Origin of the sequence: Thalassobacillus devorans, from assembly GCF_011761345.1 — a bacterium.
In the GTDB taxonomy this organism is placed as follows: Bacteria; Bacillota; Bacilli; order Bacillales; family Halobacillaceae; genus Thalassobacillus; species Thalassobacillus devorans.
On sequence record NZ_JAASRY010000007.1, the window covers coordinates 22604 to 44384 of the forward strand.

At 42.2% G+C, this 21781-nt stretch carries 25 protein-coding genes; 9 read left to right on the forward strand and 16 right to left on the reverse strand.

The genetic code is table 11. The features are described 5' to 3' along the window. Positions 1 to 3 precede the first annotated feature (3 nt). Both ptsG and glcT read right to left on the reverse strand, forming a co-directional pair. Entirely contained in the window at positions 4 to 2043 is a 2040-nt protein-coding gene (gene ptsG / locus FHS45_RS17975) for a glucose-specific PTS transporter subunit IIBC (RefSeq protein ID WP_062439216.1), read from the reverse strand. Positions 2044 to 2294: 251 nt separating this feature from the next. Further along, positions 2295 to 3140 (reverse strand): glucose PTS transporter transcription antiterminator GlcT, encoded by an 846-nt coding sequence (gene glcT, locus FHS45_RS17980; RefSeq protein WP_062439219.1) that lies wholly within the window; start codon positions 3138 to 3140, stop codon positions 2295 to 2297. Between the two features lie 123 nt (positions 3141 to 3263). Here glcT and FHS45_RS17985 point away from each other — a divergent pair, with 123 nt between their 5' ends. Continuing rightward, positions 3264 to 4055, forward strand: coding sequence for a Cof-type HAD-IIB family hydrolase (locus tag FHS45_RS17985; RefSeq protein WP_062439222.1), 792 nt, complete (start codon positions 3264 to 3266; stop codon positions 4053 to 4055). A 126-nt stretch (positions 4056 to 4181) separates the two neighbouring features. Here FHS45_RS17985 and recX read toward each other — a convergent pair whose 3' ends face one another. Beyond that, positions 4182 to 4997 carry a recombination regulator RecX gene (gene recX / locus FHS45_RS17990; protein WP_062439224.1) on the reverse strand — a complete coding sequence of 272 codons (816 nt, stop codon included), beginning with the start codon at positions 4995 to 4997 and terminating at the stop codon, positions 4182 to 4184. Positions 4998 to 5118: 121 nt separating this feature from the next. Here recX and FHS45_RS17995 point away from each other — a divergent pair, with 121 nt between their 5' ends. Together FHS45_RS17995 and FHS45_RS18000 are read left to right on the forward strand one after the other, a co-directional pair. Beyond that, positions 5119 to 6024, forward strand: a complete 906-nt coding sequence (locus FHS45_RS17995; RefSeq protein ID WP_062439228.1) for a TIGR01777 family oxidoreductase — start codon at positions 5119 to 5121, stop codon at positions 6022 to 6024. Between the two features lie 146 nt (positions 6025 to 6170). Next, the gene (locus FHS45_RS18000) at positions 6171 to 7295 is read left to right on the forward strand and encodes an amidohydrolase (RefSeq protein WP_062439231.1); all 1125 of its coding nucleotides are present in this window, start codon (positions 6171 to 6173) and stop codon (positions 7293 to 7295) included. 124 nt (positions 7296 to 7419) lie between these two features. On the opposite strand, the gene FHS45_RS18005 is transcribed toward FHS45_RS18000, so the two are convergent. Further along, positions 7420 to 7605 (reverse strand): hypothetical protein, encoded by a 186-nt coding sequence (locus FHS45_RS18005; protein ID WP_062439235.1) that lies wholly within the window; start codon positions 7603 to 7605, stop codon positions 7420 to 7422. Positions 7606 to 7663: 58 nt separating this feature from the next. On the opposite strand from FHS45_RS18005, the gene FHS45_RS18010 reads away from it, so the two are divergent. After that, positions 7664 to 8212, forward strand: a complete 549-nt coding sequence (locus tag FHS45_RS18010) for a GNAT family N-acetyltransferase (protein WP_062439238.1) — start codon at positions 7664 to 7666, stop codon at positions 8210 to 8212. An 82-nt stretch (positions 8213 to 8294) separates the two neighbouring features. Beyond that, on the forward strand, positions 8295 to 8417 hold the full coding sequence (locus tag FHS45_RS18015) for a YfhE family protein (protein WP_139823728.1): 123 nt from the start codon (positions 8295 to 8297) through the stop codon (positions 8415 to 8417). A gap of 345 nt (positions 8418 to 8762) precedes the next feature. Here the strand turns inward: FHS45_RS18015 and FHS45_RS18020 are convergent, their stop codons facing one another. The 5 genes from FHS45_RS18020 to FHS45_RS18040 all read right to left on the reverse strand — a co-directional run bounded on the left by FHS45_RS18020 (position 8763) and on the right by FHS45_RS18040 (position 12529). After that, a complete protein-coding gene (locus tag FHS45_RS18020; RefSeq protein ID WP_062439242.1) occupies positions 8763 to 9398 on the reverse strand; it encodes a DUF3298 and DUF4163 domain-containing protein in 636 nt (211 codons plus the stop codon). A gap of 152 nt (positions 9399 to 9550) precedes the next feature. Then, positions 9551 to 10555, reverse strand: coding sequence for an aliphatic sulfonate ABC transporter substrate-binding protein (locus tag FHS45_RS18025; protein ID WP_062439245.1), 1005 nt, complete (start codon positions 10553 to 10555; stop codon positions 9551 to 9553). Positions 10556 to 10574: 19 nt separating this feature from the next. Then, the gene (locus tag FHS45_RS18030; protein WP_062439248.1) at positions 10575 to 11336 is read right to left on the reverse strand and encodes an ABC transporter permease; all 762 of its coding nucleotides are present in this window, start codon (positions 11334 to 11336) and stop codon (positions 10575 to 10577) included. Further along, positions 11314 to 12093: an ABC transporter ATP-binding protein gene (locus FHS45_RS18035; protein WP_062439251.1), complete on the reverse strand. Its 780-nt coding sequence runs from the start codon at positions 12091 to 12093 to the stop codon at positions 11314 to 11316. Before FHS45_RS18035 ends, FHS45_RS18030 begins: the two co-directional genes overlap by 23 nt. 184 nt (positions 12094 to 12277) lie before the next feature. Further along, a complete protein-coding gene (locus tag FHS45_RS18040; protein ID WP_062439254.1) occupies positions 12278 to 12529 on the reverse strand; it encodes a hypothetical protein in 252 nt (83 codons plus the stop codon). A gap of 387 nt (positions 12530 to 12916) precedes the next feature. Here FHS45_RS18040 and thpD point away from each other — a divergent pair, with 387 nt between their 5' ends. Further along, a complete protein-coding gene (gene thpD / locus FHS45_RS18045) occupies positions 12917 to 13816 on the forward strand; it encodes an ectoine hydroxylase (RefSeq protein ID WP_062439258.1) in 900 nt (299 codons plus the stop codon). Positions 13817 to 13989: 173 nt separating this feature from the next. Here the strand turns inward: thpD and FHS45_RS18050 are convergent, their stop codons facing one another. The 3 genes from FHS45_RS18050 to FHS45_RS18060 all read right to left on the reverse strand — a co-directional run bounded on the left by FHS45_RS18050 (position 13990) and on the right by FHS45_RS18060 (position 15484). After that, entirely contained in the window at positions 13990 to 14355 is a 366-nt protein-coding gene (locus FHS45_RS18050; protein ID WP_062439263.1) for a thiol-disulfide oxidoreductase DCC family protein, read from the reverse strand. Positions 14356 to 14476: 121 nt separating this feature from the next. Further along, a complete protein-coding gene (locus FHS45_RS18055) occupies positions 14477 to 14686 on the reverse strand; it encodes a hypothetical protein (protein WP_062439266.1) in 210 nt (69 codons plus the stop codon). An 81-nt stretch (positions 14687 to 14767) separates the two neighbouring features. Further along, positions 14768 to 15484 (reverse strand): Na-translocating system protein MpsC family protein, encoded by a 717-nt coding sequence (locus FHS45_RS18060; protein WP_062440586.1) that lies wholly within the window; start codon positions 15482 to 15484, stop codon positions 14768 to 14770. Positions 15485 to 15704: 220 nt separating this feature from the next. Between FHS45_RS18060 and FHS45_RS18065 the strand changes: the two genes are divergently transcribed. Beyond that, a complete protein-coding gene (locus tag FHS45_RS18065) occupies positions 15705 to 16721 on the forward strand; it encodes a S8 family peptidase (RefSeq protein WP_062439270.1) in 1017 nt (338 codons plus the stop codon). 27 nt (positions 16722 to 16748) lie between these two features. On the opposite strand, the gene FHS45_RS18070 is transcribed toward FHS45_RS18065, so the two are convergent. Both FHS45_RS18070 and FHS45_RS18075 read right to left on the reverse strand, forming a co-directional pair. Next, complete coding sequence (locus FHS45_RS18070) at positions 16749 to 17015, reverse strand: alpha/beta-type small acid-soluble spore protein (RefSeq protein ID WP_062439273.1); 267 nt, start codon at positions 17013 to 17015, stop codon at positions 16749 to 16751. Next, entirely contained in the window at positions 16999 to 17208 is a 210-nt protein-coding gene (locus tag FHS45_RS18075; protein WP_062439276.1) for a YozQ family protein, read from the reverse strand. The genes FHS45_RS18070 and FHS45_RS18075 overlap by 17 nt, the downstream gene beginning before the upstream one ends. Before the next feature lie 105 nt (positions 17209 to 17313). Between FHS45_RS18075 and FHS45_RS18080 the strand changes: the two genes are divergently transcribed. Both FHS45_RS18080 and FHS45_RS18085 read left to right on the forward strand, forming a co-directional pair. Next, entirely contained in the window at positions 17314 to 18396 is a 1083-nt protein-coding gene (locus tag FHS45_RS18080; RefSeq protein WP_062439280.1) for an FAD-dependent oxidoreductase, read from the forward strand. A 179-nt stretch (positions 18397 to 18575) separates the two neighbouring features. Beyond that, positions 18576 to 18929 carry a response regulator gene (locus tag FHS45_RS18085; protein WP_062439283.1) on the forward strand — a complete coding sequence of 118 codons (354 nt, stop codon included), beginning with the start codon at positions 18576 to 18578 and terminating at the stop codon, positions 18927 to 18929. A 52-nt stretch (positions 18930 to 18981) separates the two neighbouring features. Here FHS45_RS18085 and FHS45_RS18090 read toward each other — a convergent pair whose 3' ends face one another. Continuing rightward, positions 18982 to 20658 (reverse strand): DUF6044 family protein, encoded by a 1677-nt coding sequence (locus tag FHS45_RS18090; RefSeq protein WP_243847193.1) that lies wholly within the window; start codon positions 20656 to 20658, stop codon positions 18982 to 18984. Next, a complete protein-coding gene (gene rffA, locus FHS45_RS18095; protein WP_062439290.1) occupies positions 20648 to 21778 on the reverse strand; it encodes a dTDP-4-amino-4,6-dideoxygalactose transaminase in 1131 nt (376 codons plus the stop codon). The genes FHS45_RS18090 and rffA overlap by 11 nt, the downstream gene beginning before the upstream one ends. Positions 21779 to 21781 lie beyond the last annotated feature (3 nt).

A 21781-nucleotide genomic window follows, 5' to 3' on the forward strand; every position in this document is an offset into this window, starting at 1 on the left:
TTTTTAGTTAATTTCAATGATACCAGGGTCATTATGACGCACTTCGCCTGGTTTTGCAATCTTTACTTCTTGACCTTCCTGCAAGTTTGTAAAGATGACTGGAGTAATGATTGAAGTTGCATTATCTTTTACATAATCCAAATCTACTTTCATCAACTCTTGGCCTTGCTTGACTTCATCGCCTTCATCAATCATCGCTTCGAAGCCTTCCCCTTTTAGCTTGACCGTATCGATTCCAATGTGAATCAGAATTTCCGTGCCGTTTTCAGCCTGGACACCGATCGCGTGCTTAGTTGGGAATACATTCAATATCTTACCATTTACAGGAGAAACGACCTTACCATCGGTAGGTTTGATAGCGAAACCATCACCCATCATTTTCCCAGAGAAAACTTGGTCCGGTACTTCAGTGATTGGCATGATTTCCCCTTGAAGCGGACTTACAAAATTGAAGTCTTCCCCGCCGACAGGTACTTCTGCATCTTTTGCTTCCTCTTCAACTTCCGAACGATCTTCTGCGACAGCACGAGGAGCTTTACCATTGATGATATCTTGCATCTGTCCCCGCAAGCTATCAGATCTTGGACCGAAGATCGCCTGGATGTTATTCCCAACTTCCATAACTCCGGATGCACCAAGTTTCTTCAGTCGGTTTTTATTAACGTCGCCTTTGTCGTTGACAGAGACTCGAAGACGGGTGATACAGGCATCCAGATGAGCGATATTCTCTTGTCCACCCATTGCCTCGAGGATTTCATATGGAAGATCCCCTATTTCACTATCTTCATCGGCATCTACTTCATCATCTTCACGACCTGGAGTTGCCAGGTTGAACTTAAGAATTGCCCAACGGAATCCAAAGTAGTAAATGACAGAGAAGATTAGCCCTACGATAATTACCCACCACCAGTCGGTACGGTTAGGTAAGATGCCGAACAGGATAAAGTCAATTAACCCCCCGGAGAAGGTTTGACCAATTTTGACATTCAATAGCGACATTGTCATAAACGATAAACCAGCGAAAACTGCATGGATACCGAACAGTAACGGTGCTACGAATAAGAATGAGAACTCAATTGGTTCCGTGATACCAGTCAAGAAAGAAGTCAGCGCAGCAGATGCCATAATACCACCGACTACCTTCTTACGTTCCGGTCTGGCTGTATGATAAATCGCTAGTGCTGCAGCCGGAAGACCAAACATCATGAACGGGAATTTACCAACCATGAAAGTACCGGCAGTAAACTCTACTCCATCACGAAGCTGAGCAAAGAAGATTTGCTGGTCCCCACGTACCGTGTTTCCAGCTTCGGTCACATAGGAACCGAATTCAAACCAGAACGGTGAGTAGAAAATATGGTGAAGCCCGAACGGAATCAATGACCGTTCAATGATACCGAAAACAAGTGCAGCAATATGGATATTTGTATTAAGCATCAAGTGGGACAAAGCATTCAACCCATCTTGAGCGAATGGCCATACGAAAAGCATAAGAATTCCTAAAAAGACTGCTGAGAATGCAGTGACAATCGGTACGAACCGCTTACCAGCAAAGAAACCAAGGAATTGCGGCAGCTCGATATTATAATATCTATTGTATAAAAACGCAGCTAATATACCGACGATGATACCACCGAATACACCCGTTTGCAGGGTCGGTGTACCAAGAACATCTGCATAAGCCGGCGAATCAGCAGCCATATCAGCATCGACTTGGCCCAATACCCCCATCGTGACATTCATAATCAAATAACCGATGATAGCAGCCAGACCCGCTACCCCGTCACCGCCTGCAAGCCCGATGGCAACACCAACGGCAAATAACAGCGGTAAGTTGGCAAATACGATGTCACCGGCAGATGCCATTACTTGTGAAAAAACCTGAATCCAGTTTGCTTCGAACGCTGGTACACGTTCGAGGAAGGATTCCTGCTGGAACGTCGTACCGAAAGCCAGCAAAATACCAGCAGCAGGCAGTAGCGCAACCGGAAGCATCAATGCTTTACCGACTTTTTGCAATGTACCAAAAGCATTTTTGAACATGGAAAGTTCCTCCTTTTGTTTTAGTGTGATACAGAAGCCATAAGTTAGTCATGGGATATGATTTTTCAGAAAAATGAAATAAACCGCTTCCATTTTAACTGAAATATTAAACGTCAAAAGGAATGACGTTGTAAGTAATAAAAAAAGCATGAGCAAAAAAGTTTTATTTGGCCTCAAAGGGTACAGTTACCCCATTGAAAACCTTTAAAACTTTTTATACTCATGCCTGATCGTATCAGTAACACGTATAATTACGTTTTATGGTTGACTAATCGCTGCAGATGAATCGTCAAATAAATTGCTTCTGATTCATCTACTGGCTTGTTTAATTGTTTCTGCATCACTTTTATCAACTTCCAAGATAAATTATAGCATAATGGATATTCTGTTTTCAACATTTCTGCGAGACGATTTTCTTCTCCGACTTCTTCCCCTACATGTATCCGATCGATGGCACGTCTTAAATGCTGGACCAGCCGGTGATAATCGACACTATTTTTATCAATAGTAACCTCCAGTGACTCTTCAATGACTTCAACCATTTGAGAAATAAGCTGGTAATGTTTATTAATATCACTCAATGTTTTGTCTGTCACCGCGCTATGAATATGCAAAGCGATGAAGCCTGTTTCCCCTTCAGGGAATTCGGTGCCTTCTTTGCGGTTGATCATTTCTACTACTTCCATCGCCACCTGGTATTCTTTTGGATAAAGTGTTTCGATTTCGAATAAAAAAGGGTTGTTGAACTGCAAATCCTGTTTGGCCCGGTTGATAGCGAAAGCGATGTGATCCGTAAGCGCGACATGGATATGCTCGTTCAAGCTTTGATTCATTCTGTTTTCAATGTGCAGCAAAATGTCATTCATGAAATCGATGAAGTCTTCTTCTACATAAGGCAGCAGGTTTACGTACTGCTCCTTCTGCTCCTCATCACGAAGCAGAAACGTCTTATCGGCTTCATCAAATGTAATAGACGAACCTTTTTTCCTATTGAAACCGATTCCCTTTCCAATCAACACCACCTCTTTATAGGTGGGATGTTCCGCGATGACAACATTATTATTCAACACTTTCTCTATAATGACTTGCTGATCCATGCCCTTCCCCCTCATTCGATTTCCCCAGGTCGTTTTACTTTGCCTTGAAGCGTTTTCAATGTATACAATATATCGAGAATAACGTCTATTGTCTATGGTGTCATATGGAAGGGAGATTAGCGAATGATTAAATTATTTGTCAGTGACCTTGATGGTACATTGCTTGGTATGAATCATTTTATAAAAGAAAAGGATATCCATGCAATGGATAGGTTAGTTAAACGAGGAGTGGATTTGGCCGTCGCCTCAGGCAGGATGGATCATGAAATCCGGGATATTTTTGAACGGATCGGACAAAAAGGACACCGTATCAGTCAAAACGGAGCGTTCGTGTATGGAGCAGATAATGCTCATATCCTAGCCGAAACCTTCGACGCTGAAGTGGTGCGTCAGGTTTATCGCGACATTGTCAAGGAGCCGATGGTGACGACTGTCTCTACAGCCGAGGAAACCTTCACCCATCAGCATAACGAGTGGATTGATATGATTTCGGAACAATTGATTCACGATATCCAGATCAATCCTGAATTGGCTGATGCTTTAGGGGCGGAAGTAGATGCATCGAAAATCACAGTCCATGGGAAAGAGCCGGATGTGATGGCCCTGCAAAAAAAGATTGAGGAAAAGTACAGTCAGAAGCTTGATTGCTTCGTCTCACACGAAACATGTGTAGATCTCGTACCGAAAGGGATCAACAAAGCCAGCGGTCTCCAGGCACTGTTTGAACAAACAGGCTTGAAGTCTGAACAAATTGCAGTTATCGGGGATTCTTTCAACGATATTCCGATGTTTCAATTGGCTACTCATAGCTATGCCATGAGTAATGCTCATCCGGAAGTTCAGAAGCAGGCTGCCCATGTTGTCGACCACGTTTATGAAGCAATCGATGACCTTGAAAATAAAAAACTTATCTAAGGGCTGAATCTTGGCCTTATGTGCCCCGTATGGTCTTACATCAATAGCTTTCCGCGGGGAAGACAGGCAACCCTGCCAGGGGCTTGCCTGTCTTCTTTTTCCCGCTGAATTAAAACCATGGCACCCTTATTCTTCCACTACATACTCTTCTATGAATCGTTGGATTTCATCGATTTGGAATCCTTTACGATAGAGTGCACCTTTCACTTTCTGCTTCAGTTCAAACCCTTCTGCTTTTCGTTCGTATTTACGCAGGACTTTTTCTCCTTGATAAACGACCGCTTGCCATTCGGCATCTTCTTCCTCCTGTTCTGGCAGGTTGGCAATGACCTCCTGGACCACATCATTGGTAAATCCCTTTTGCATTAATGTCTGCTGGAGGTTTTGTATCTGCTGCCGGAAAGATTTCTTGCCACCTGACCGCAGTTTCTTCTCTGCAAACTTCATTGCTTTCTCATATTGATTTTCAAAAGAATAGTTCGTAAGTGCCTCCTCAGCTTTAGCAGCTGAAACCCCTTTTTCAATCAGGTCTTTTTTGATCATCAGCGGCCCCTTGCTTGATGTGTGGATTCTGCTTCTTACCAGTGAATTTGCAAATTCCTGATCACTCAATAATTTTTCTTTATACAGCCGGGATATAATTACTTCAATTTGTTCGGGATCGGTTTCTTTTTTATCGAGATACTCCCGTATTTCTTTTTCCGAACGCATTCGGTAGCTTAAATAGTGGATAGCAAGGGAATAGGATTTTTGTAAGTCATCCTTTTCAACAAGGGCTTTTATTTCACCATCATCAAGTTCCATCCCCTTGTGAAGGGATTCCTTAACAAGGATATCTTCGGACACACTGAAACCATAAGACTCTCCCTGTCCGAAGTCTAAAAATATATTAAAACGATCTTTTTTCTTTTTTTGTGTTGTTATCCGCGTGATTTTTGCCAAAACTTATCACCTCTTGCTTTATTTTATCATGATGAACTATCCCCCGGACACTTGTATGAATCGCATTTTCCGGCTAATTAAAGTAAAATTTAACCAAACCTCATAAAGGGAGGAATCTTAGATGAAAATTGCAGTAACAGGCGGTACAGGATTTGTTGGTAAACAGTTGACCAACCACCTGGTTTTAGAAGGTCATGAGGTTTACGTATTGACCCGCAGCCCAGAAAAACATAAAGATACAACGAATATCAAATATATTGGCTGGTTAAAGCCGGAATACACCCCTGGGTCTCAATTAGATGAGCTGGATGCCATTGTTAATTTGGCTGGAGAATCTTTGAATAGCGGGAGGTGGACCGAAGAGCGAAAACGCAGCATTTTAGAAAGCCGCATTAAAGCAACAGAAGGTATCTTAGAACTCGTTAAAAAGTTGAAGAAAAAACCGGAAGTACTTGTTAATGCTTCAGCAGTGGGTTTTTACGGTAATTCTATGACAGAAACATTCACCGAAAAAACGACCGCTCCAGGGAGCGGATTTCTCGCAAATGTCGTCACCGAATGGGAAAAACGTGCTTCCCAGGCGGCAGACGAGGGAGTACGTACGGTTTACTTACGATTCGGTATCATTCTTGGTGAAGAGGGAGCATTACCTAAAATGGCTATCCCTTACAAAGTGATGGCTGGAGGAAAAGTTGGTACGGGAGAACAGTGGCTATCATGGATTCATATTGATGATGTCGTCGGGCTAATCGACTTTGCTATTTCCAACAAAGAGGTTGTCGGTCCGGTTAATGCAACTGCCCCGCACCCGAAACGGAATAAAGATTTCGGAAAAACGCTTGGTGACGCACTGAACCGTCCCCATTGGCTCCCTGCCCCTTCGTTTGCCATCAAGACAGCACTTGGAGACATGAGTACCCTGCTCCTCGATGGCCAGCATGTCATTCCTAAAAAAGCGATCGCTTATGGTTATGATTTTAAATATCCTGAATTAAAATCAGCGTTACAAGACATTTTTAACGATTAGGAGAAACTCTCCTGATCGTTAAATTTGGTTTCAATTAATTTACATAAATGCTCCTGGGGCATTTTTTAACATACTCTTCCAGTAGATATTCGCATATAATAGAGTTGTAATAGAAAAAATCAACCGGCAGAAAGGCAAGAAAAATCATGCAAACTCTAATAACCAATGTGACGCTCTTCCCAGTGACTTCCCCGCGGATTGATAACGGCCAAGTTTTAATTGAAGGAAATAAAATTGTGGATTTCGGAAAGCGTGTAAATCCTCCTGAGAATGCACAGCTCATAGACGGAAAGCAAAATATGCTTTTTCCCGGATTCATAGATGTTCATACCCATTTAGGGTTATATGACGAAGGTACAGGCTGGGCAGGAAGTGACGCCAATGAAACGATTGAAGCAATGACGCCCCACCTACGTGCCATGGACGGAGCCCATCCTCTTGATCCAGCGTTCGGTGATGCAATCCGTGCCGGTGTTACAACTGCTCACATTATGCCTGGCAGTGCCAATATCATTGGAGGCATGACCTCCGTCATCAAAAATAACGGAAAAAATATAGCTGGCATGCTGCTCCGTGATACAGCCGGACTGAAGCTGGCACTTGGAGAGAATCCAAAACGGGTGCATTCCACTTCCCGAAATGATTCCATAACAAGGCTCGGCATTATGGGGATGCTCCGAGAAACATTTTACCACGCCAAACATGCTGATAACCCTGATGATTTACGAGTAAAACCAATTGTCCGAGCGTTAGAACGGGAAATCCCTGTACGAATCCACGCCCATCGTGCGGATGATATTCTAAGTGCTATCCGTTTTGCAGATGAATTCGACCTTGACCTACGCATCGAACACTGTACGGAAGGTCATTTGATTGCTGAAGAGCTGCAGGGGCGTGATTTACAAGTATCCGTGGGGCCGACTTTTACAAGACGATCCAAAATTGAATTGAAAAATAAGACATGGGCCACTTATCATATGCTGGCGAACAGCGGTCTTCAAGTATCTATAACGACCGATCACCCCTATACTCCTATTCAATACTTGAATATTTGTGCTGCCCTGGCTGCTAGAGAAGGATTAGATATCGAAACAGCGCTAGAAGGAATTACGATCACACCAGCCAGAAACCTCGGTGTCGACCACCGCGTCGGTTCTATCGATCGAGGTAAAGACGCTGACCTTGTTCTTTGGAATGGCCACCCGTTCGAATACATGTCAAAGCCATTATGGACGATGGTAAACGGAGAAATCATTTATTACAAAGTTTAACTTTCTTTAAAGTATAGAAAATAATTGGATAAAGGTGTACACTCCGCTGCCAATATAAGGATCCACGACGGATTCCTTGATGCCAAAATTTGTCGGAAAAATAATAAAAAAATTAGTCAAACGCCTATTTATTTTTCTTTCGAAATCGATTATGATTAATCCAACGATCTGAGAAAATCAAAGATTTTTCATAGAGCGGAGTATGGGAAGGCAAATGGTGCGCCACCAGCATGGCTGGTTCTAGTGGGTTCGATTCCCACCCCGGATTTTTGTGAGCAATTGATAAAAATTCGAGGGTGGTCGTGTCCATAGCAGTATCCTTTCCCTACGACCCGACTGCCCTCCTTTTCAGATAAGGAGGGTTTTTTATGTTGAAAAAGCGTGATTTGCATGATGCACCTGTGTTGTTCGAGCTGATGAGCCATCCGGAAGTCTTCCCCTACGTCCGTCATAAAGCCTACTCCAGCGATGAATTTTACTTTTTAACCAGGCATACGATCGAAGCGGAAGAAAACGGTGAACTCATATCCAGGACAATTGTTGATGAATGGAATCAGCCAATTGGAACGATCAATTTATTCGACATAACTGATAACAAAGGATTCCTGGCCACATGGATCGGCCAGCCGTATTTCGGCAAGGGCTACAACCGGCCCGCAAAAGAAGCTTTTTTCGAAGAATTGTTTTTTCAACTTGATATAGAAGCAATCTTCATGAAAATTCGCCGGAACAACCCTCGGTCCATGAAAGCTGCCTTGAAACTTCCCTACGTCACACATGCCAATGCGGACTATCCAGAAATTTATAGGCGTATCAATGAAAAAGAAGACGTTTATGACCTGTTTGCCATTACTAAAGAACAATATCTCTTCCATTACTACAGTGGAGGAGAATCTGAAGAAGTTCTCGAAGCCTAAGCCGGCACCGCCGCTTAGGCCTTTTTATATAGTATAGATTCGTCAGAATTGGAGAGGCTGTAGTGAATAAGGAGGTTTTATCATGAAGGCAAAACAAGGACAGACAAAAGCGGCAAAAGGCGCCCTTTCGAAAACACAGGAAGTGCTCTACGGGCGGGATTTCAAACAAGCAAATAAAATTTATCAAAGATCAAAAAAATCATAGGATTATATTTATTAAAATGGGGTATATACTTAACAAACCAGCATACCTAACCTTTTAGCAATACTTATCCACACAAAAAGACCTTTTGTGGGTAAAACGTTAACAAGCCTATTTTATTGACCTCCCCCATTGTTAATAAAATGTTGACACCTTTGTCCACAAGGGGTGTGAATAATGTTGATAAATCACGCGATGATTTATGTATAAAAGGTTAGGAATGTGGACAATACTGTTTATAAGTGATTGTCTTAAAAATACTGAATGTATTGATTCCTCCCCTGAAATGAATCAATTAGACAATCAGATTGGCCGCTATCCCATTAGGATAGCGGCACTTTTTTTGTCTTAATACGTGTGATCGACTGGTACTTTGATTTCCGGATTTCCATAGACTCCTGGTGCAATTTCATATTTATTGAAAATCAATACGAGCTCGCCATTTTGTATATAAAAAGCAGTTTCTGGCCTTACTCCCCGGAAATCTTCCACAAAATATTGCTCAGGTTTCTCATTCAGCTGTGCTTGTACTTCCTCATCAATTTTGCCTAAGTCCATGATGTCCATCAAAGATATTAGTTGAGCTTTTTCCTGATTATAAAAATTGAACGATTCAACATCTCCGCTGAACGTATTTCCCCGGGAAAGACTGGAGTACATAAGGACAGAGAAGAAATTCTTATCCTGCATTACCGTCGTTTCTCCAAAAAAACGAATCGGGAAGTCCTGACTTTCTGCTGCTTCTTTAACTTCTGCTCTATATCCGTCCACGGTATTTTCAATCAAGCCATTCAACTTCTTTTGAAATGCCGGATCCTTCAATCCAGTAAATTGTGGATATTGAATATGAATTTCCCATTGATTGTCGACTTCATCCACGTTTTTCATTTCATAGAGCATGCCCTCTTTTGCCTGGACATTTCCTGTCGCTCCGGCCCAAAGCATGAGAATAGTCAAAAGACTCCATACTACACGAATTTTCATCCTAAGACCTCCTTTCCCGTTAGTGTCACCTCTTTCCCGAATTCTATTTTATATGTAGAAATTTCATATAAAATCCTTAACATAAGTAAAGCTTAGAGCCCTCCAATAGGGCCCTAAGCTTTTAAGAATAAATTTTACTGTTATTATCCTTTTTATTCTTCGATAAACGTTGTATCGACCAGGCCTTCTAAGTCTGGATGTTCTTTCAGGAACTCTAATTCAAAAGAAGCTGCCGCGAATGCTTCCAGATCTTCCAGTTTAACTTCATAGGTGAAATCAATACGTTCCCACGCACTGTCGATAACGCTTGCAGATAATTCCTGTTCGGTAATGTCCTTGATTTTTTTGATAGCAATTTCTTTCGCTTCTTCCGGATTATCCTGAATAAAAGTAGTCGCTTCTTTATGGGCATCCACCATATTTTGAACCAATTCCGGGTCATTCTCTTTTAATTCTGAACTTGTAACAAACACAGCTGCCGGCAGAGTATCGTTAAATGCTACGTCGTCTCCCTCAACTAATACTTTCCCATGCCCTTCTTCCTCAATTTTTGATGCCCACGGCTCTGGTACAGCTGCTGCATCGATTCGATTGCTGGCAAATAGCTGGGAATATGTCGCTGGTTTCCCGGTAACATGTTTCATTTCACCATTTAATCGATCAGATTTCAGATCATATTCCCTCATCATCAATGCCTCAAATTGTACATCATGGGTACATCCTACCCGTGGAGAAACAAATGTAGAATCCTGAAGCTGTTCCGGTGATTCGATGCCCGAGCCGTCTCTGGCCATGATAACCGTTCCACCTGTCGAACCAGCCGCTACAATGTTAATTTCTGCTCCACTCATATAATGGTTCATCGCTGGACCCGGACCGACAAGACCACCCTGGATTTCTCCTGTTTCTATAGCAGTCATAAATGCAGAACCATCCGGGAAGTACTTATATTCGACTTCTGTCCCATCAGGAAGAGTCTGTTCATACAATTCCTTCTCTTCCGCCACCATGCCTGCCACATGGTTAATATTCGGGAAATATCCAATAACAATTTTATCGTTTTTCCCCTTACTGCCAGATGCAGATTCACTAGTTCCACAAGCGGTTAAAATCAACCCTAAGACAATCACAGATAATAAAGACAACCACTTTTTCATATCTATTCACCTCTTCGTATTATTTTAATAATCCCCATCGCCTCATTACTTTCTTCTCCATTTTGGAGAAGATAAGCTGATCGACAACAGATCCAATCACACCAACAATAATGATAATTCCTATGACAACCTCCATTTGTGCGAAATCCATCGCATACCGGAGCGAGTAACCTAATCCCGGGCCGTTGCTTAACAGTTCACCAGCCATCAATGCTCTCCAGCTGAATGCCCATGCCAGCCGGATACCACTCATGAAATAAGGAAGACTTGCCGGCACCTCTACTTTGAAAAACAGCCGCATTCCTTTCGTACCCATCGTTCTAGCTGCCTTGATGAATTCGGGAGGCACACTATGAATAGCTGTTCTGGTATTCAGTGCCATCACGAAAGTGCCACCAAGAACGACTACAAAAATTACTGCAGTTTCATTCAAACCAATCAACATGATAGCAAGTGGAACCCATACGATACTTGGAATACTCTGCATGGCAATCAAGTACATCCCCGCTGTCTCATCCGCCTGTCTTGATTTCCCGAGTAACACGCCGATCAGTGTTCCGATGCCTATGGCAAGACCAAGACCAATCAACAGGTGCTTGAAACTTGCCAGCAGCGCACTTACCAGCTTACCGTCAGCAAACCCTTCAACCATGGCCTGGAATACCTTCGTAGGCGGAGGGAACTGAATAGCTGGAAAATATCCAGACATATAGACACCTTGCCAAATAGCCAATAAAACGCCAATAAATATTACCCTTTTAAGTAAAATGCTTAGTTTCATGATCCAACTCTTCCTTCAAAACTTTATTGATTTCACCTTTCAATAATTCCATGATTTCCTGCTCCAGTTCGATCACCCGCGAATTGTCACGCTGACGGGGACGTTCCACATCAACTGGAAAATCTGCGATGATTCTGCCTGGTCGTGTCCCCATCACAATCACTCGGTCTGATAACTTGATCGCTTCCTGGATGCTGTGAGTAACGAATAATATCGTCTTTTTCGTTTCTTGGAAGATTTTCATCAGTTCATCGTGGAGTATATGGCGTGTCTGTTCATCCAGAGCCCCAAATGGTTCATCCATCAATAACACTTTCGGATCCATAGCCAGCGCGCGTGCAATCGCTACACGCTGCTGCATTCCTCCTGATAATTCATGAGGATAAGCTTCTTTGAACCTTGTAAGATGGACCATTTTCAAGTAGTGTGCAGCAATTTGATCCTGTTCTTTTTTTGATAATTTATCTTTTAATGGAAAAGTCACATTGTCCCTCACTGTCAACCACGGAAACAACGCCGGCTGCTGAAACACCATCCCCCTGTCTGTTCCGGGTTCCAGGATAGTTTTACCTCCCAGGCTGATCGATCCTTCTGTCGCTGATTCAAGACCGGCAACCATAGAAAGCAACGTAGATTTCCCACACCCGGAGGGACCCAGTAACGAGACAAACTGATTCTCTTGTATGGAAAGGTCGATACCAGAAAACACTTCATGTTGAGCAAACGTTTTTGCCACGTTGTTCATCTGTAAAAACATATACGCGCACCTCATTATAATTATTCCAATAAATTTAGTCGGAATTAATCGTTAATATAGAGTATACGAGGTTTGTTTAAAAGGTGTCAACCAAATTCTAAATTTTCGCATTAGAATTAATTAACTTTTCCTAAGATTCTTGAAACAAAAACACGGCCCCTTTTGGAACCGCGTCTTCTTTGCTTTACCATTCCAGGATAAAGCCTTTGATATTAACATCTCTTCCCTCTTCATTTCTCTGTTTGGCAGTGAAATAGGGATGTTCATTTTCCCAATTGACTTCCACTGATTTCGGATCCAAATACAGCTTATATTCTAAATTATTGATTTTGTGCAAAGACAAATCCGGGATGGTCGATTGGTTGTTCTCTTCATCAATGACCATAATATCAATATTGTTATATCCTTTTTCTAATAGTTGCTCTTTTAAATTCATACTTGTGCCCCCATCATGCTCTTAATTCTTATTTTTTATTTACCCGTTCCCTCCTCTCTTAAAAACATCTTTGTAAAATTTTTGTCATAATCTTTTAATGTCCTGCTTATTAATTTTTTTACCTTTGATGAGGTACGTTGTATCGTTTTGAGCGGCTGCTCATCGAAAACACCCTGTTATATCTGGCTTTATTGCGTCTAAGCTTCTATTATCTTTTTTTTACAAAAAATTTAAATTTAAGGTGTTTATTTACTATTTTTGATGGGTAAAATCCCCGTACGATGGAAAGTTCTTTCTATTATATGTAAGCTGGCAGCCAGCCAAAAAAATCAGAAACATTCACGAACACGAGTTACTTGGAAAATTCGACATAAGGAGTGTTTTATAATGGAAGACTTTTATCCTTCAAGAAAAAATAACCAGCCTGAAATAGTGAAACGAAAGGACCCTGTCATCCACACGGATCGTTCTAAGGATGATCAAGCTCCACTGTCTAAAGAGCAGCTTGATTCGTATGAACAAAACGGTTTCTTGCAGATTGAGAATTTCTTCTCGGAAGATGAAGTATCTGAGCTGCAAAAGGGGATTTTCGAATTACAAGCAGACAGCAAAGATGTTGTTTCTGACAAGGTTATTCGCGAACCTGAAAGTGATGAAATCAGATCCATATTCCACGTCCACCATGATGATGAATATTTCAAAAAAGTAGCATATGACCAGCGTATTCTTGATATAGTCAATCACTTGCTCGGAAGCGACGTCTATATTCACCAGTCCAGAATTAACTATAAACCCGGGTTTACAGGTAAGGAATTCGACTGGCATTCCGACTTTGAAACCTGGCATGTAGAAGATGGTATGCCGCGAATGCGTGCTGTAAGCCTATCCATCGCACTGTCCGACAACTATACGTTCAACGGGCCTTTGATGTTGATACCAGGGTCCCAAAACTACTACGTCAGTTGTGTAGGTGAAACACCAGATGACAACTACAAAGAGTCATTGAAAAAACAGAAGCTTGGGGTCCCAGACCATGACAGCCTAAGATGGCTGGCTGAACAAGGCGGCGGAATTTCAGTTCCGACTGGCAAGGCAGGCTCAATCACATTATTCGAAAGTAACACCATGCACGGCTCTAACGGTAATATCACTCCTTACAGCCGCAACAACCTGTTTATGGTTTACAACAGTGTCGAAAACCAATTAGTAGAACCATTTTCTGGCGGTAAAGAACGCCCTGAATTCATCGCCGTCCGTGACGGTGCACCGAAATTCAGCACCAACTAAAAAACTTTAAAGAACTTTCCTGATAAATATGCTGTCAGCTTACTAGTGAAAAAAGGCTGTTCCAGGACTTCTGCCTGGGACAGCCTTTACTTATATACCTTATGAATATCCAGGGCTATGCGTTCGGTAAGTAAAGAATGAGGAGAATAAAAGAGGCAAAAGCTAGGTAGTCGTTACTCTTTTGGCTGGTCATATCTGCCGAACCAGTCATAGCGATTCTTCGAAACCCACTTATACAATGGAGAACCAATACGGCTTACAAATGGCAGATAAAACAGTAAACCAGCATAAAAGGTAAGCGGCAGGGAAATCAGCAGCTTTCTAATCGTAAAAAAACCTGCCAGCAGTTTGCCGCCAGATGTTCTCATATAGATTTGATCATAAATATCTTTCCCATGTAAAAAGGAATAATCGCTATTATTTTCCGTTTCTTGTACGGCAATCCAATCGATTTTTTGGAACCAGTCGAGCTTGCGCAGTACTCGTTTTACATTGTAGCAAAGGGGACACTGAGCATCGTAGAAGACGGTATGTTTCATGGAATCATCTCCTTTACTTCTACTATTGCCCTATGCTTTCCAGATTAAACGCAGGAACGTTCGATGTAAGAAATGGCGCCCGATCCCGCAGCCATACTGCGGGATTTTATCATCGTAGCATTCAACTTTGACTTTCTTTATCCTGCAACGTTTCTTCCCTTTCATATCGTTCGATTCTTAATTGATATTTATCCGGGAGCACATTCTCTTCGTGAACTTGTTCGATAAACGCCTGAGCCTCTTCATAGGTAGAAAACAACACCGCTTCTTCCTGTTGGGCAAATTCTACTCTTAATTGGTTTGAATCTTCTGCTATTACAATATATCTCATATCTTCCCCTTCCTTTACCGTATTAAAATCAATTAAAAAAGCCGAAAAAGGTTTTATCCCTTTTCCGGCTTATGTCCGACTCTATTTGTCCGGCCCATTTCCACCTGGCTTCTTCGGTTTTAAAATAAATACAATATAACTTTTATCCTCCTGGAAGTCCCAATCTACAAACACATCGATGACTTCTGTTTCGAGTATATTTTCACAATAGGATTTGCTTAACAGACCTTTTTCTAACTGTCTTTTTGTGAGTTTTAACGTTTCGCCAAAACCTGAACGAATCAATTCTTTCTCAATTCGGACTAAAATGCCATCACGCACGACCATTAAAGTACGGTCGTTGAGCATGAAAGAATCAACTTTTGTTGGAGCTTTTTCAGCCTGCTCACTGACCCGGATGATTTCCTCATGAATTTTTTCCTTGTCGGGGTAATCAGAAAGATGGATTTCTTCATTCTCATCCTTTTTGGCTATAACCCCAAGGAACATTCCGGAACGATTGGTCAGAGACCAGTCATAAAAGACATCATCAATCTCATATCCGCTCATCATTCGAAGCGTTGCGCGAATATCAGGGATCAGCTCATCCATTAGTAAATCCCTTGTTTCTTCAACTTTCATATCATTCTGTTGTTTGACAAGCACACGCTCCATCGGTGCTAAAAACTCACGAAGATAGATCGTGATATAGGGCTCTTCGATGGAAACATATACGGAGGAAGGCCCTTTACCGAAGTTATCTCTCAACAGTTTACCTGTATAGCTGGCTATATCAGCCTGTACGGATTGCTTATCCATTTCATTCATTCCTTTTTTAAGTCAGGACATTTTATTCCCGACTCCTAGTCTAGTATAAATCCTTCCTCTTTCGAACGAAAGTCAAACGCAGTAATTTTATTTTTTTACATGTGTTATTACCTACGACGAGTGAGGTTTGACCCATACAAAACTTTTCTCAACTTTGATACAATTTAATTGTTAGAATATTCTAAACTTGTAATCAAAAGGAGGATGACAAATGGACGAGCTTAAACTGATTCCCTTTCAAGTTGAGGAAATCCTGCCCTTATCGTCTAACGTTCCGGAAGGTGTAGAAATGATCGAGGCGCCGTTATTGTGGGAACAGACCGAACAAGGTAAGGGAAATGTCATTGCGGTAATCGATACGGGTTGCCAAACCGATCATCCTGAACTGAAAGATAGAGTAATTGCTGGAAGAAACTTCACGACCGATTATGACGGCGATGAAAACAACTTTGAAGATAACAATGGGCATGGGACACATGTAGCCGGCACCATTGCTGCAACAGAAAATGGAACTGGTGTCGTTGGAGTCGCTCCCCAGGCAGACCTTCTCATTTTAAAAGTATTATCCGGAAACGGTAGCGGAAGAATGGATTGGATCATTGACGCGATTGAATATGCAGCAAACTGGGAAGGACCCGATGGTGAACGTGTACGAGTCATGTCCATGTCCCTCGGCGGTCCACGTGATATTCCAGAACTTCATGAGGCTATCAAGTATGCAGTCAATCAGGATATTGCCGTTGTCTGTGCAGCGGGGAATGCGGGTGATGGCCGGGAAGATACGGATGAGTTCGGCTATCCTGGTGCCTATAATGAAGTGATACAGGTCGGTGCGATCGACTTTGACAGGAAGATAGCCGACTTTACGAATACAAACAATGAAATTGATTTAGTAGCCCCTGGAGTAAATATCCTATCAACTTACCTCAATGGAGAATATGCTCGGCTGAGCGGTACGTCTATGGCCACTCCTCATGTATCCGGAGCGCTTGCGCTGTTGATCAATTTAGCAGAATCACAATTCCAGCGAAGGCTTACCGAGTCAGAAATCTACGCTCAACTCATCAAGCGTACGATGCCGCTTGGATATTCTAAACAAGCAGAAGGCAATGGGCTGATTCGCCTTGGTCTGATTGATAAAATCAATGATATTCTCAGTATTTATACTCAGGATTGGCAAGCGACCATTGCCAGAAACGAAGCCAAAATCAAATCGATGCAGCCTTAAAGACGAAAGGAAAGAACAGCACAGGAATTACTTGTGCTGTTCTTTGTTTTGTCCCAGCTGCTGTTCTGCCATTTTAACCAGTTCTCTGACCATACTGCCACCGATGGCTCCACCCATTCTTCCAGCATCTTTAGCTTTAATTTCCCCATTATATCCTTCTGATAACGGTATCCCCTGTTCTTTTGCCATTTCGTATTTATCATTCGTGCCGTAACGTTCATTCAACAACTTTTCTTTCATTTGATCCAGACCTTCCCGCGCTTCCGGAACAAGAATCTTATTTCTTCTTCCCATCGGGGTTCCCTCTTTTCAATGCTTCACCGTCATGGCTGATAAGCTTTCCATTTTCGTCGACCTGATCGATTTGACCATCGATTGTACCCTCTGTCATCGTATCTGATACTTGTTCATGGGTTATGGCTGCACCATCTGTGAATTGTTCCGTTTTTTGGTTTTGATATTTATTATTTTTAGATTGTCTGTTCATACGACAAACCTCCTTCTCCCTTAGTTTCTGCACATGGCCGGCAATTATAACTAACGTATAAAACCAATCCTTACCGCAAAAAATGTAAGGGAGGAGGACAGGTGTATGAATATTGCAATTATCGGTGCTGGCCTGGCAGGATTATCGTGTGCCCTAACGCTTGAAAAGCACGGATATTCCGCTGATATTTTTGAAAAGAGAAAAAAAGTTGGAGACCGTCCTGTCGTTGGGGAAGTAATGTCCCCGCTTTTACACAGGCCTATTGATGATGCTATTAAATACTTATCGGAATATCATGATATTCACTTGAAGCCCACTACCAATATTCAAAGAATATTCGTCCATTCCCCGAATGAAACTTCCTTTATTGAAGGTCATTTAGGTCATACGAATAAGCGTGGTAAAGATAAAACTTCCTATGAAAAGCAGCTGGCAGAACAAGTAAAGAGCCCAATTCACTTGAAAAAGCAAGTTCAATACGAGGAGATCTCGAAACAATACACCCATGTGGTTCTGGCTACTGGTGATCCACTGGATACGCAGAGCCTCCAATCCTTCGATACGGCGTTTAAAGCTACGTTTGCAGGAGCAATAGTTAAAGGGGAATTTGTGCATAATGAAGTGCATACCTGGTATGACAGTGAGCTTGTCCCAAAAGGATTGGGATACTTCCTCCCTTTTTCCAATACCGAAGGCCACCTCGTTCTGGTATATCCGAAATATAAGGAAAACCTGACTATCGACAAAGGTAAGCTTTGGAAAGCTATACTTAAAAAAGCGGAACAAACGCTAAAACAGAAATTAAAAGTTTCTCAGCAATTCGACCTCGATAATTACGTCATCGGTAAAAGTAAATACCCACGGATAGGGAATACTTTCTTTGTGGGCAACTGTTTTGGAGCCATCGATCCTTTTCTTGGATTTGGTCAGTTCACTTCGATCCTGACCGGTATATACGCCGCACAAGACCTTTGCGGCATCAGCAATTATGAAGAAGATGTCCAAATCCTATATAAAAATTATCATGATTCGCTCTCATTACGAAGAAAGTTGGAATCATTAAATAATGACCAGCTGGATTTAATTACAAAATCTTTGCAATACAAGCCGGTACGAAAGCTGCTTACAGGATCAAACATCAATTTATTGAGAGTGATTAGCACACTCACACATCCGTCCCGCAGATAGCTGGTTTGAAATGGCAGTTTAATTGAGGTCTTATGTCTGTTAGCATGGAGGAAGGGTCGTAGGAAATCTTATGGCAACGTAAATGTTGCAATTGCTCTTAAGTGTGCTTTTCCTCCATTTTTCTGAGTCATTCTACTTTAACCGTTATATGGGACGGGCCCTTGAAAGGAGGAGCTTCAATGGAACCACGCATTTTATTACTTTCCAAACATCCGTCAGACCTCGAACACCTTCAGAATGTTTTTACTGAGGAAGGTATATTCAGCCATTGTGAGGGCCAGAGCACTTCCAATTTGAAATCCTTACTGCATGAACATAACATTAACGTGATTCTACTGGATGAATCCTGCTTCTCAATTTTGCCTAAGATAAATAGTATTGCCCAAAATGCAAGCGTCATCATTTTATTGCATCAGCATGATGAAGATACAATCAAATTATCGATGGAATATAAGGTGGATCATTTCCTCTTAAAGCCCCGCTACTATAACCTCATCCCCACGATTTATAATGTCCTCGAGGAAAATTCATAACATCAAAAGAGCTGTATTTTGACCATCCAGATGGCCTAATACAGCTCTTTTGTTATCCAATTTTATATAAATAAATTTTCCATGGTGAGGAGGGACTTTCAAACACACGTTCAAACGTGAGATCATTTTCTTCATAATTTTGGATCGGAACTGCAGATAGAATATACTTACCGCCCATGCTAGCGAGATGCTCCGTGTTAATATCGAGCTGTTCAATCTGCTTGTCGCTTTCTTTTGTAAAATCATAGTTTTTTCCCAACTCATCGACATACAAGTACAGCCTGCTTCCCCATGTATCGAAATAATGCTCGAGGGATCCGTTCTTTTCCAATTCCGGAGCAATTACTTCCCGCCAGGAATGCTTATAAGATAGGGGAATGGTCGTATTGTACGTGTCCAACGTCCATAAGCCATTGTATTGGGCAATCGTCGGATGCATCCCGATCGACACGACCCGATAATCAGAAGGATCCTCTCCGATATATTCTTTAATATCATCAAAGAGCGCTTCTGAGTAAAACTCTTTATAAGTAAAAGAATCAAACTCGCTGTACTTCGATTCTTCGCCAAGGGGAAATAATATAGCAACCTGGCTAAGGATTAGCATAAGTACAATAAATTTACCTAAAAACACTCTTTTTTGGATGATTCCCATAGCAAGCCCAAAAACAAGATACCAAAGTAATGGATGCAGAAAGTGGTAGCGGCTGAAGTTGAAATTGTTCAACAGAGAAATCGTATCTTTTGGTACACGCCAGCCTTCCCAGTACCAGTAGCCATACCAGATAGACAGAATTAAATTGGCTGCCAACAGGGATATGAGCAGCTTTGGCACCATCCTCTTCCATACAGCAAGAAGAATCGCAGCCATTGCCGCTGGAAAGATGAACCGATAATGGAAAGTTTCATCATGGGTATGTGCAAAGAGAAAATTTTCAATTCCCAGCTGGAAAGCACCAACTGCATCTTTATCTCCCAATTCAAATTCTTCCCGGTGAGGTACATACGCACTGTCCAGAAACATCGAATAGATGACCATATAATTTTTAATCAGAAAAATACTGGTCATCAATACAATCGAATGGAAAAAAGGCCAGTTCAATTGTTTATAGCGAATCCAATCTAACAGCCATATGACACCAATGATTGAGATAAAAAAAGAAAATGCGAGAATGAAATTGGCATGGAACGGGATAAGGGCAAGCATGAGCCAGTATCTTTTCTTTGCATGTCTGCCGAAATCACGAATTTTCATGAATGCAAGCAAAGCAAGCGGCATCCCCGCCATAGAAAGAGCACCGGACGGCCAAAATGGAAGCAGCGCAAACGTCAAGGCAGCTCCCGTAATCGGCAACTGGTAATTTGTCCATGTGCCTGTCTGTTTTTCAAAATAATAAGCCAGCAGAAAATACATCCCAAACAGTGCTACAACGCGCATAATGGTCTGGTTGAGTGTATAAGCCGTAAAAGGCTCAAACAAAGCATACATCCAGACCATTGCATCAAGCCCTGATGGCAGCGCACTTCTGGGAAGTCCATTGATGATACTAGGCAGCATTTCATTAGGTGAAGCAAAAATCAAATTATTTTCTACTACCAGCTTGAACCAGACGATATTAGAATCCAGATTATCATGTACTCTAATGTGGGAATCTTCGCCTAAAAGATAATAAGGCAGCAAGTATGCTGCCAAAATCAAAGAGGCGATCACTAATAGTTTATGCTTCATAAAAAGCTCGAATTTGTTCGACAACATGACCGACATCCTCTTTCGCCATTTCGTAATAAAGTGGTAGACGGAGCAGACGCTCGCTATCCTTAGTCGTGTAGACATCCGGGCCGCTCATTTCTCCAAACCTTTCCCCGGCATGAGAGGAATGAAGCGGAACATAGTGAGGGACAGCCATGACGTCGTGTTCCTTCAAGTGTTCGATGAGCCGCTTTCGTTCCGGCTCATCCTTCGTCTTGATATAAAACATATGGGCATTGTGTTCCCTGTTTTCCGGAACCGTTGGAAGTTCAATTTTTCTCTGCTGTGCAAGTGGCTTCAAACCTTCCCGGTAAGCCCGCCACGTAGCAAGCCGGTCGTCATTGATTGATTCTGCTTCCTGGAGCTGGGCATATAAGTACGCTGCATTCAAGTCACTTAACAGGTAGGAAGAACCGATGTCTCGCCATGTGTATTTATCCACCCTGCCCTGGATAAACTGGGAGCGGTTCGTCCCTTTTTCCTGAATGATTTCAGCACGGTCAATGAAACGTTGATCATTGATGATCAACGCCCCGCCTTCGCCACACGTATAGTTTTTCGTTTCATGGAAACTGAACGCCCCCAAATGTCCTATGGTACCCAGCGCTCTTCCGTTATAGGAACTGACCAGCCCTTGAGCAGCATCCTCGATGACATAAAGGTTATACTTTTCAGAAACTGCCATAATGGCATCCATATCACAGGCTACTCCTGCGTAATGGACCACAACAATTGCCGTCGTCCGGTCGGTGATTGCGTCCTCTACCCGTGAAGCATCGATATTCATTGTCTCTGGTTCAACGTCGACGAATTTGATATGAGCGCCGCGAAGGGCGAACGCATTCGCTGTCGAAACGAAAGTGTAGGAAGGCATGATCACTTCATCCCCTTCCTGAATGTCGATAAGCAGGGCTGTCATCTCCAGGGCATGGGTACAGGATGGCGTCAATAGCACCTTCTCTGCCTTCAAATAGGACTCCAGCCATTCGCAACATTTCTTCCCGTACGGACCGTTTCCGGATAGTTTCACGTTGTTGATGGCATCTTGAATATATTCATTTTCTTTTCCTGTTACACATGGTTTATTGAATGGAATCATTGC

Excerpts from the sequence above, each read along its gene's own strand:
- thpD (WP_062439258.1), top strand. The coding sequence starts at position 12,917 with ATGGAAGACTTTTATCCTTCAAGAAAAAATAACCAGCCTGAAATAGTG.
- FHS45_RS18055 (WP_062439266.1), bottom strand. The coding sequence starts at position 14,686 with ATGAGATATATTGTAATAGCAGAAGATTCAAACCAATTAAGAGTAGAA.
- FHS45_RS18080 (WP_062439280.1), top strand. The coding sequence starts at position 17,314 with ATGAATATTGCAATTATCGGTGCTGGCCTGGCAGGATTATCGTGTGCC.
- FHS45_RS18020 (WP_062439242.1), bottom strand. The coding sequence starts at position 9,398 with ATGAAAATTCGTGTAGTATGGAGTCTTTTGACTATTCTCATGCTTTGG.
- glcT (WP_062439219.1), bottom strand. The coding sequence starts at position 3,140 with ATGGATCAGCAAGTCATTATAGAGAAAGTGTTGAATAATAATGTTGTC.
- FHS45_RS18005 (WP_062439235.1), bottom strand. The coding sequence starts at position 7,605 with ATGGACACGACCACCCTCGAATTTTTATCAATTGCTCACAAAAATCCG.
- FHS45_RS18070 (WP_062439273.1), bottom strand. The coding sequence starts at position 17,015 with ATGGGAAGAAGAAATAAGATTCTTGTTCCGGAAGCGCGGGAAGGTCTG.
- FHS45_RS18050 (WP_062439263.1), bottom strand. The coding sequence starts at position 14,355 with ATGAAACATACCGTCTTCTACGATGCTCAGTGTCCCCTTTGCTACAAT.
- FHS45_RS18030 (WP_062439248.1), bottom strand. The coding sequence starts at position 11,336 with ATGAAACTAAGCATTTTACTTAAAAGGGTAATATTTATTGGCGTTTTA.
- FHS45_RS18075 (WP_062439276.1), bottom strand. The coding sequence starts at position 17,208 with ATGAACAGACAATCTAAAAATAATAAATATCAAAACCAAAAAACGGAA.
- FHS45_RS18085 (WP_062439283.1), top strand. The coding sequence starts at position 18,576 with ATGGAACCACGCATTTTATTACTTTCCAAACATCCGTCAGACCTCGAA.
- FHS45_RS18090 (WP_243847193.1), bottom strand. The coding sequence starts at position 20,658 with ATGAAGCATAAACTATTAGTGATCGCCTCTTTGATTTTGGCAGCATAC.
- FHS45_RS18060 (WP_062440586.1), bottom strand. The coding sequence starts at position 15,484 with ATGGATAAGCAATCCGTACAGGCTGATATAGCCAGCTATACAGGTAAA.
- FHS45_RS18035 (WP_062439251.1), bottom strand. The coding sequence starts at position 12,093 with ATGTTTTTACAGATGAACAACGTGGCAAAAACGTTTGCTCAACATGAA.
- FHS45_RS17985 (WP_062439222.1), top strand. The coding sequence starts at position 3,264 with ATGATTAAATTATTTGTCAGTGACCTTGATGGTACATTGCTTGGTATG.
- FHS45_RS18015 (WP_139823728.1), top strand. The coding sequence starts at position 8,295 with ATGAAGGCAAAACAAGGACAGACAAAAGCGGCAAAAGGCGCCCTTTCG.
- FHS45_RS18000 (WP_062439231.1), top strand. The coding sequence starts at position 6,171 with ATGCAAACTCTAATAACCAATGTGACGCTCTTCCCAGTGACTTCCCCG.
- FHS45_RS18010 (WP_062439238.1), top strand. The coding sequence starts at position 7,664 with ATGTTGAAAAAGCGTGATTTGCATGATGCACCTGTGTTGTTCGAGCTG.
- FHS45_RS18025 (WP_062439245.1), bottom strand. The coding sequence starts at position 10,555 with ATGAAAAAGTGGTTGTCTTTATTATCTGTGATTGTCTTAGGGTTGATT.
- FHS45_RS18065 (WP_062439270.1), top strand. The coding sequence starts at position 15,705 with ATGGACGAGCTTAAACTGATTCCCTTTCAAGTTGAGGAAATCCTGCCC.
- FHS45_RS18040 (WP_062439254.1), bottom strand. The coding sequence starts at position 12,529 with ATGAATTTAAAAGAGCAACTATTAGAAAAAGGATATAACAATATTGAT.
- FHS45_RS17995 (WP_062439228.1), top strand. The coding sequence starts at position 5,119 with ATGAAAATTGCAGTAACAGGCGGTACAGGATTTGTTGGTAAACAGTTG.
- rffA (WP_062439290.1), bottom strand. The coding sequence starts at position 21,778 with ATGATTCCATTCAATAAACCATGTGTAACAGGAAAAGAAAATGAATAT.
- ptsG (WP_062439216.1), bottom strand. The coding sequence starts at position 2,043 with ATGTTCAAAAATGCTTTTGGTACATTGCAAAAAGTCGGTAAAGCATTG.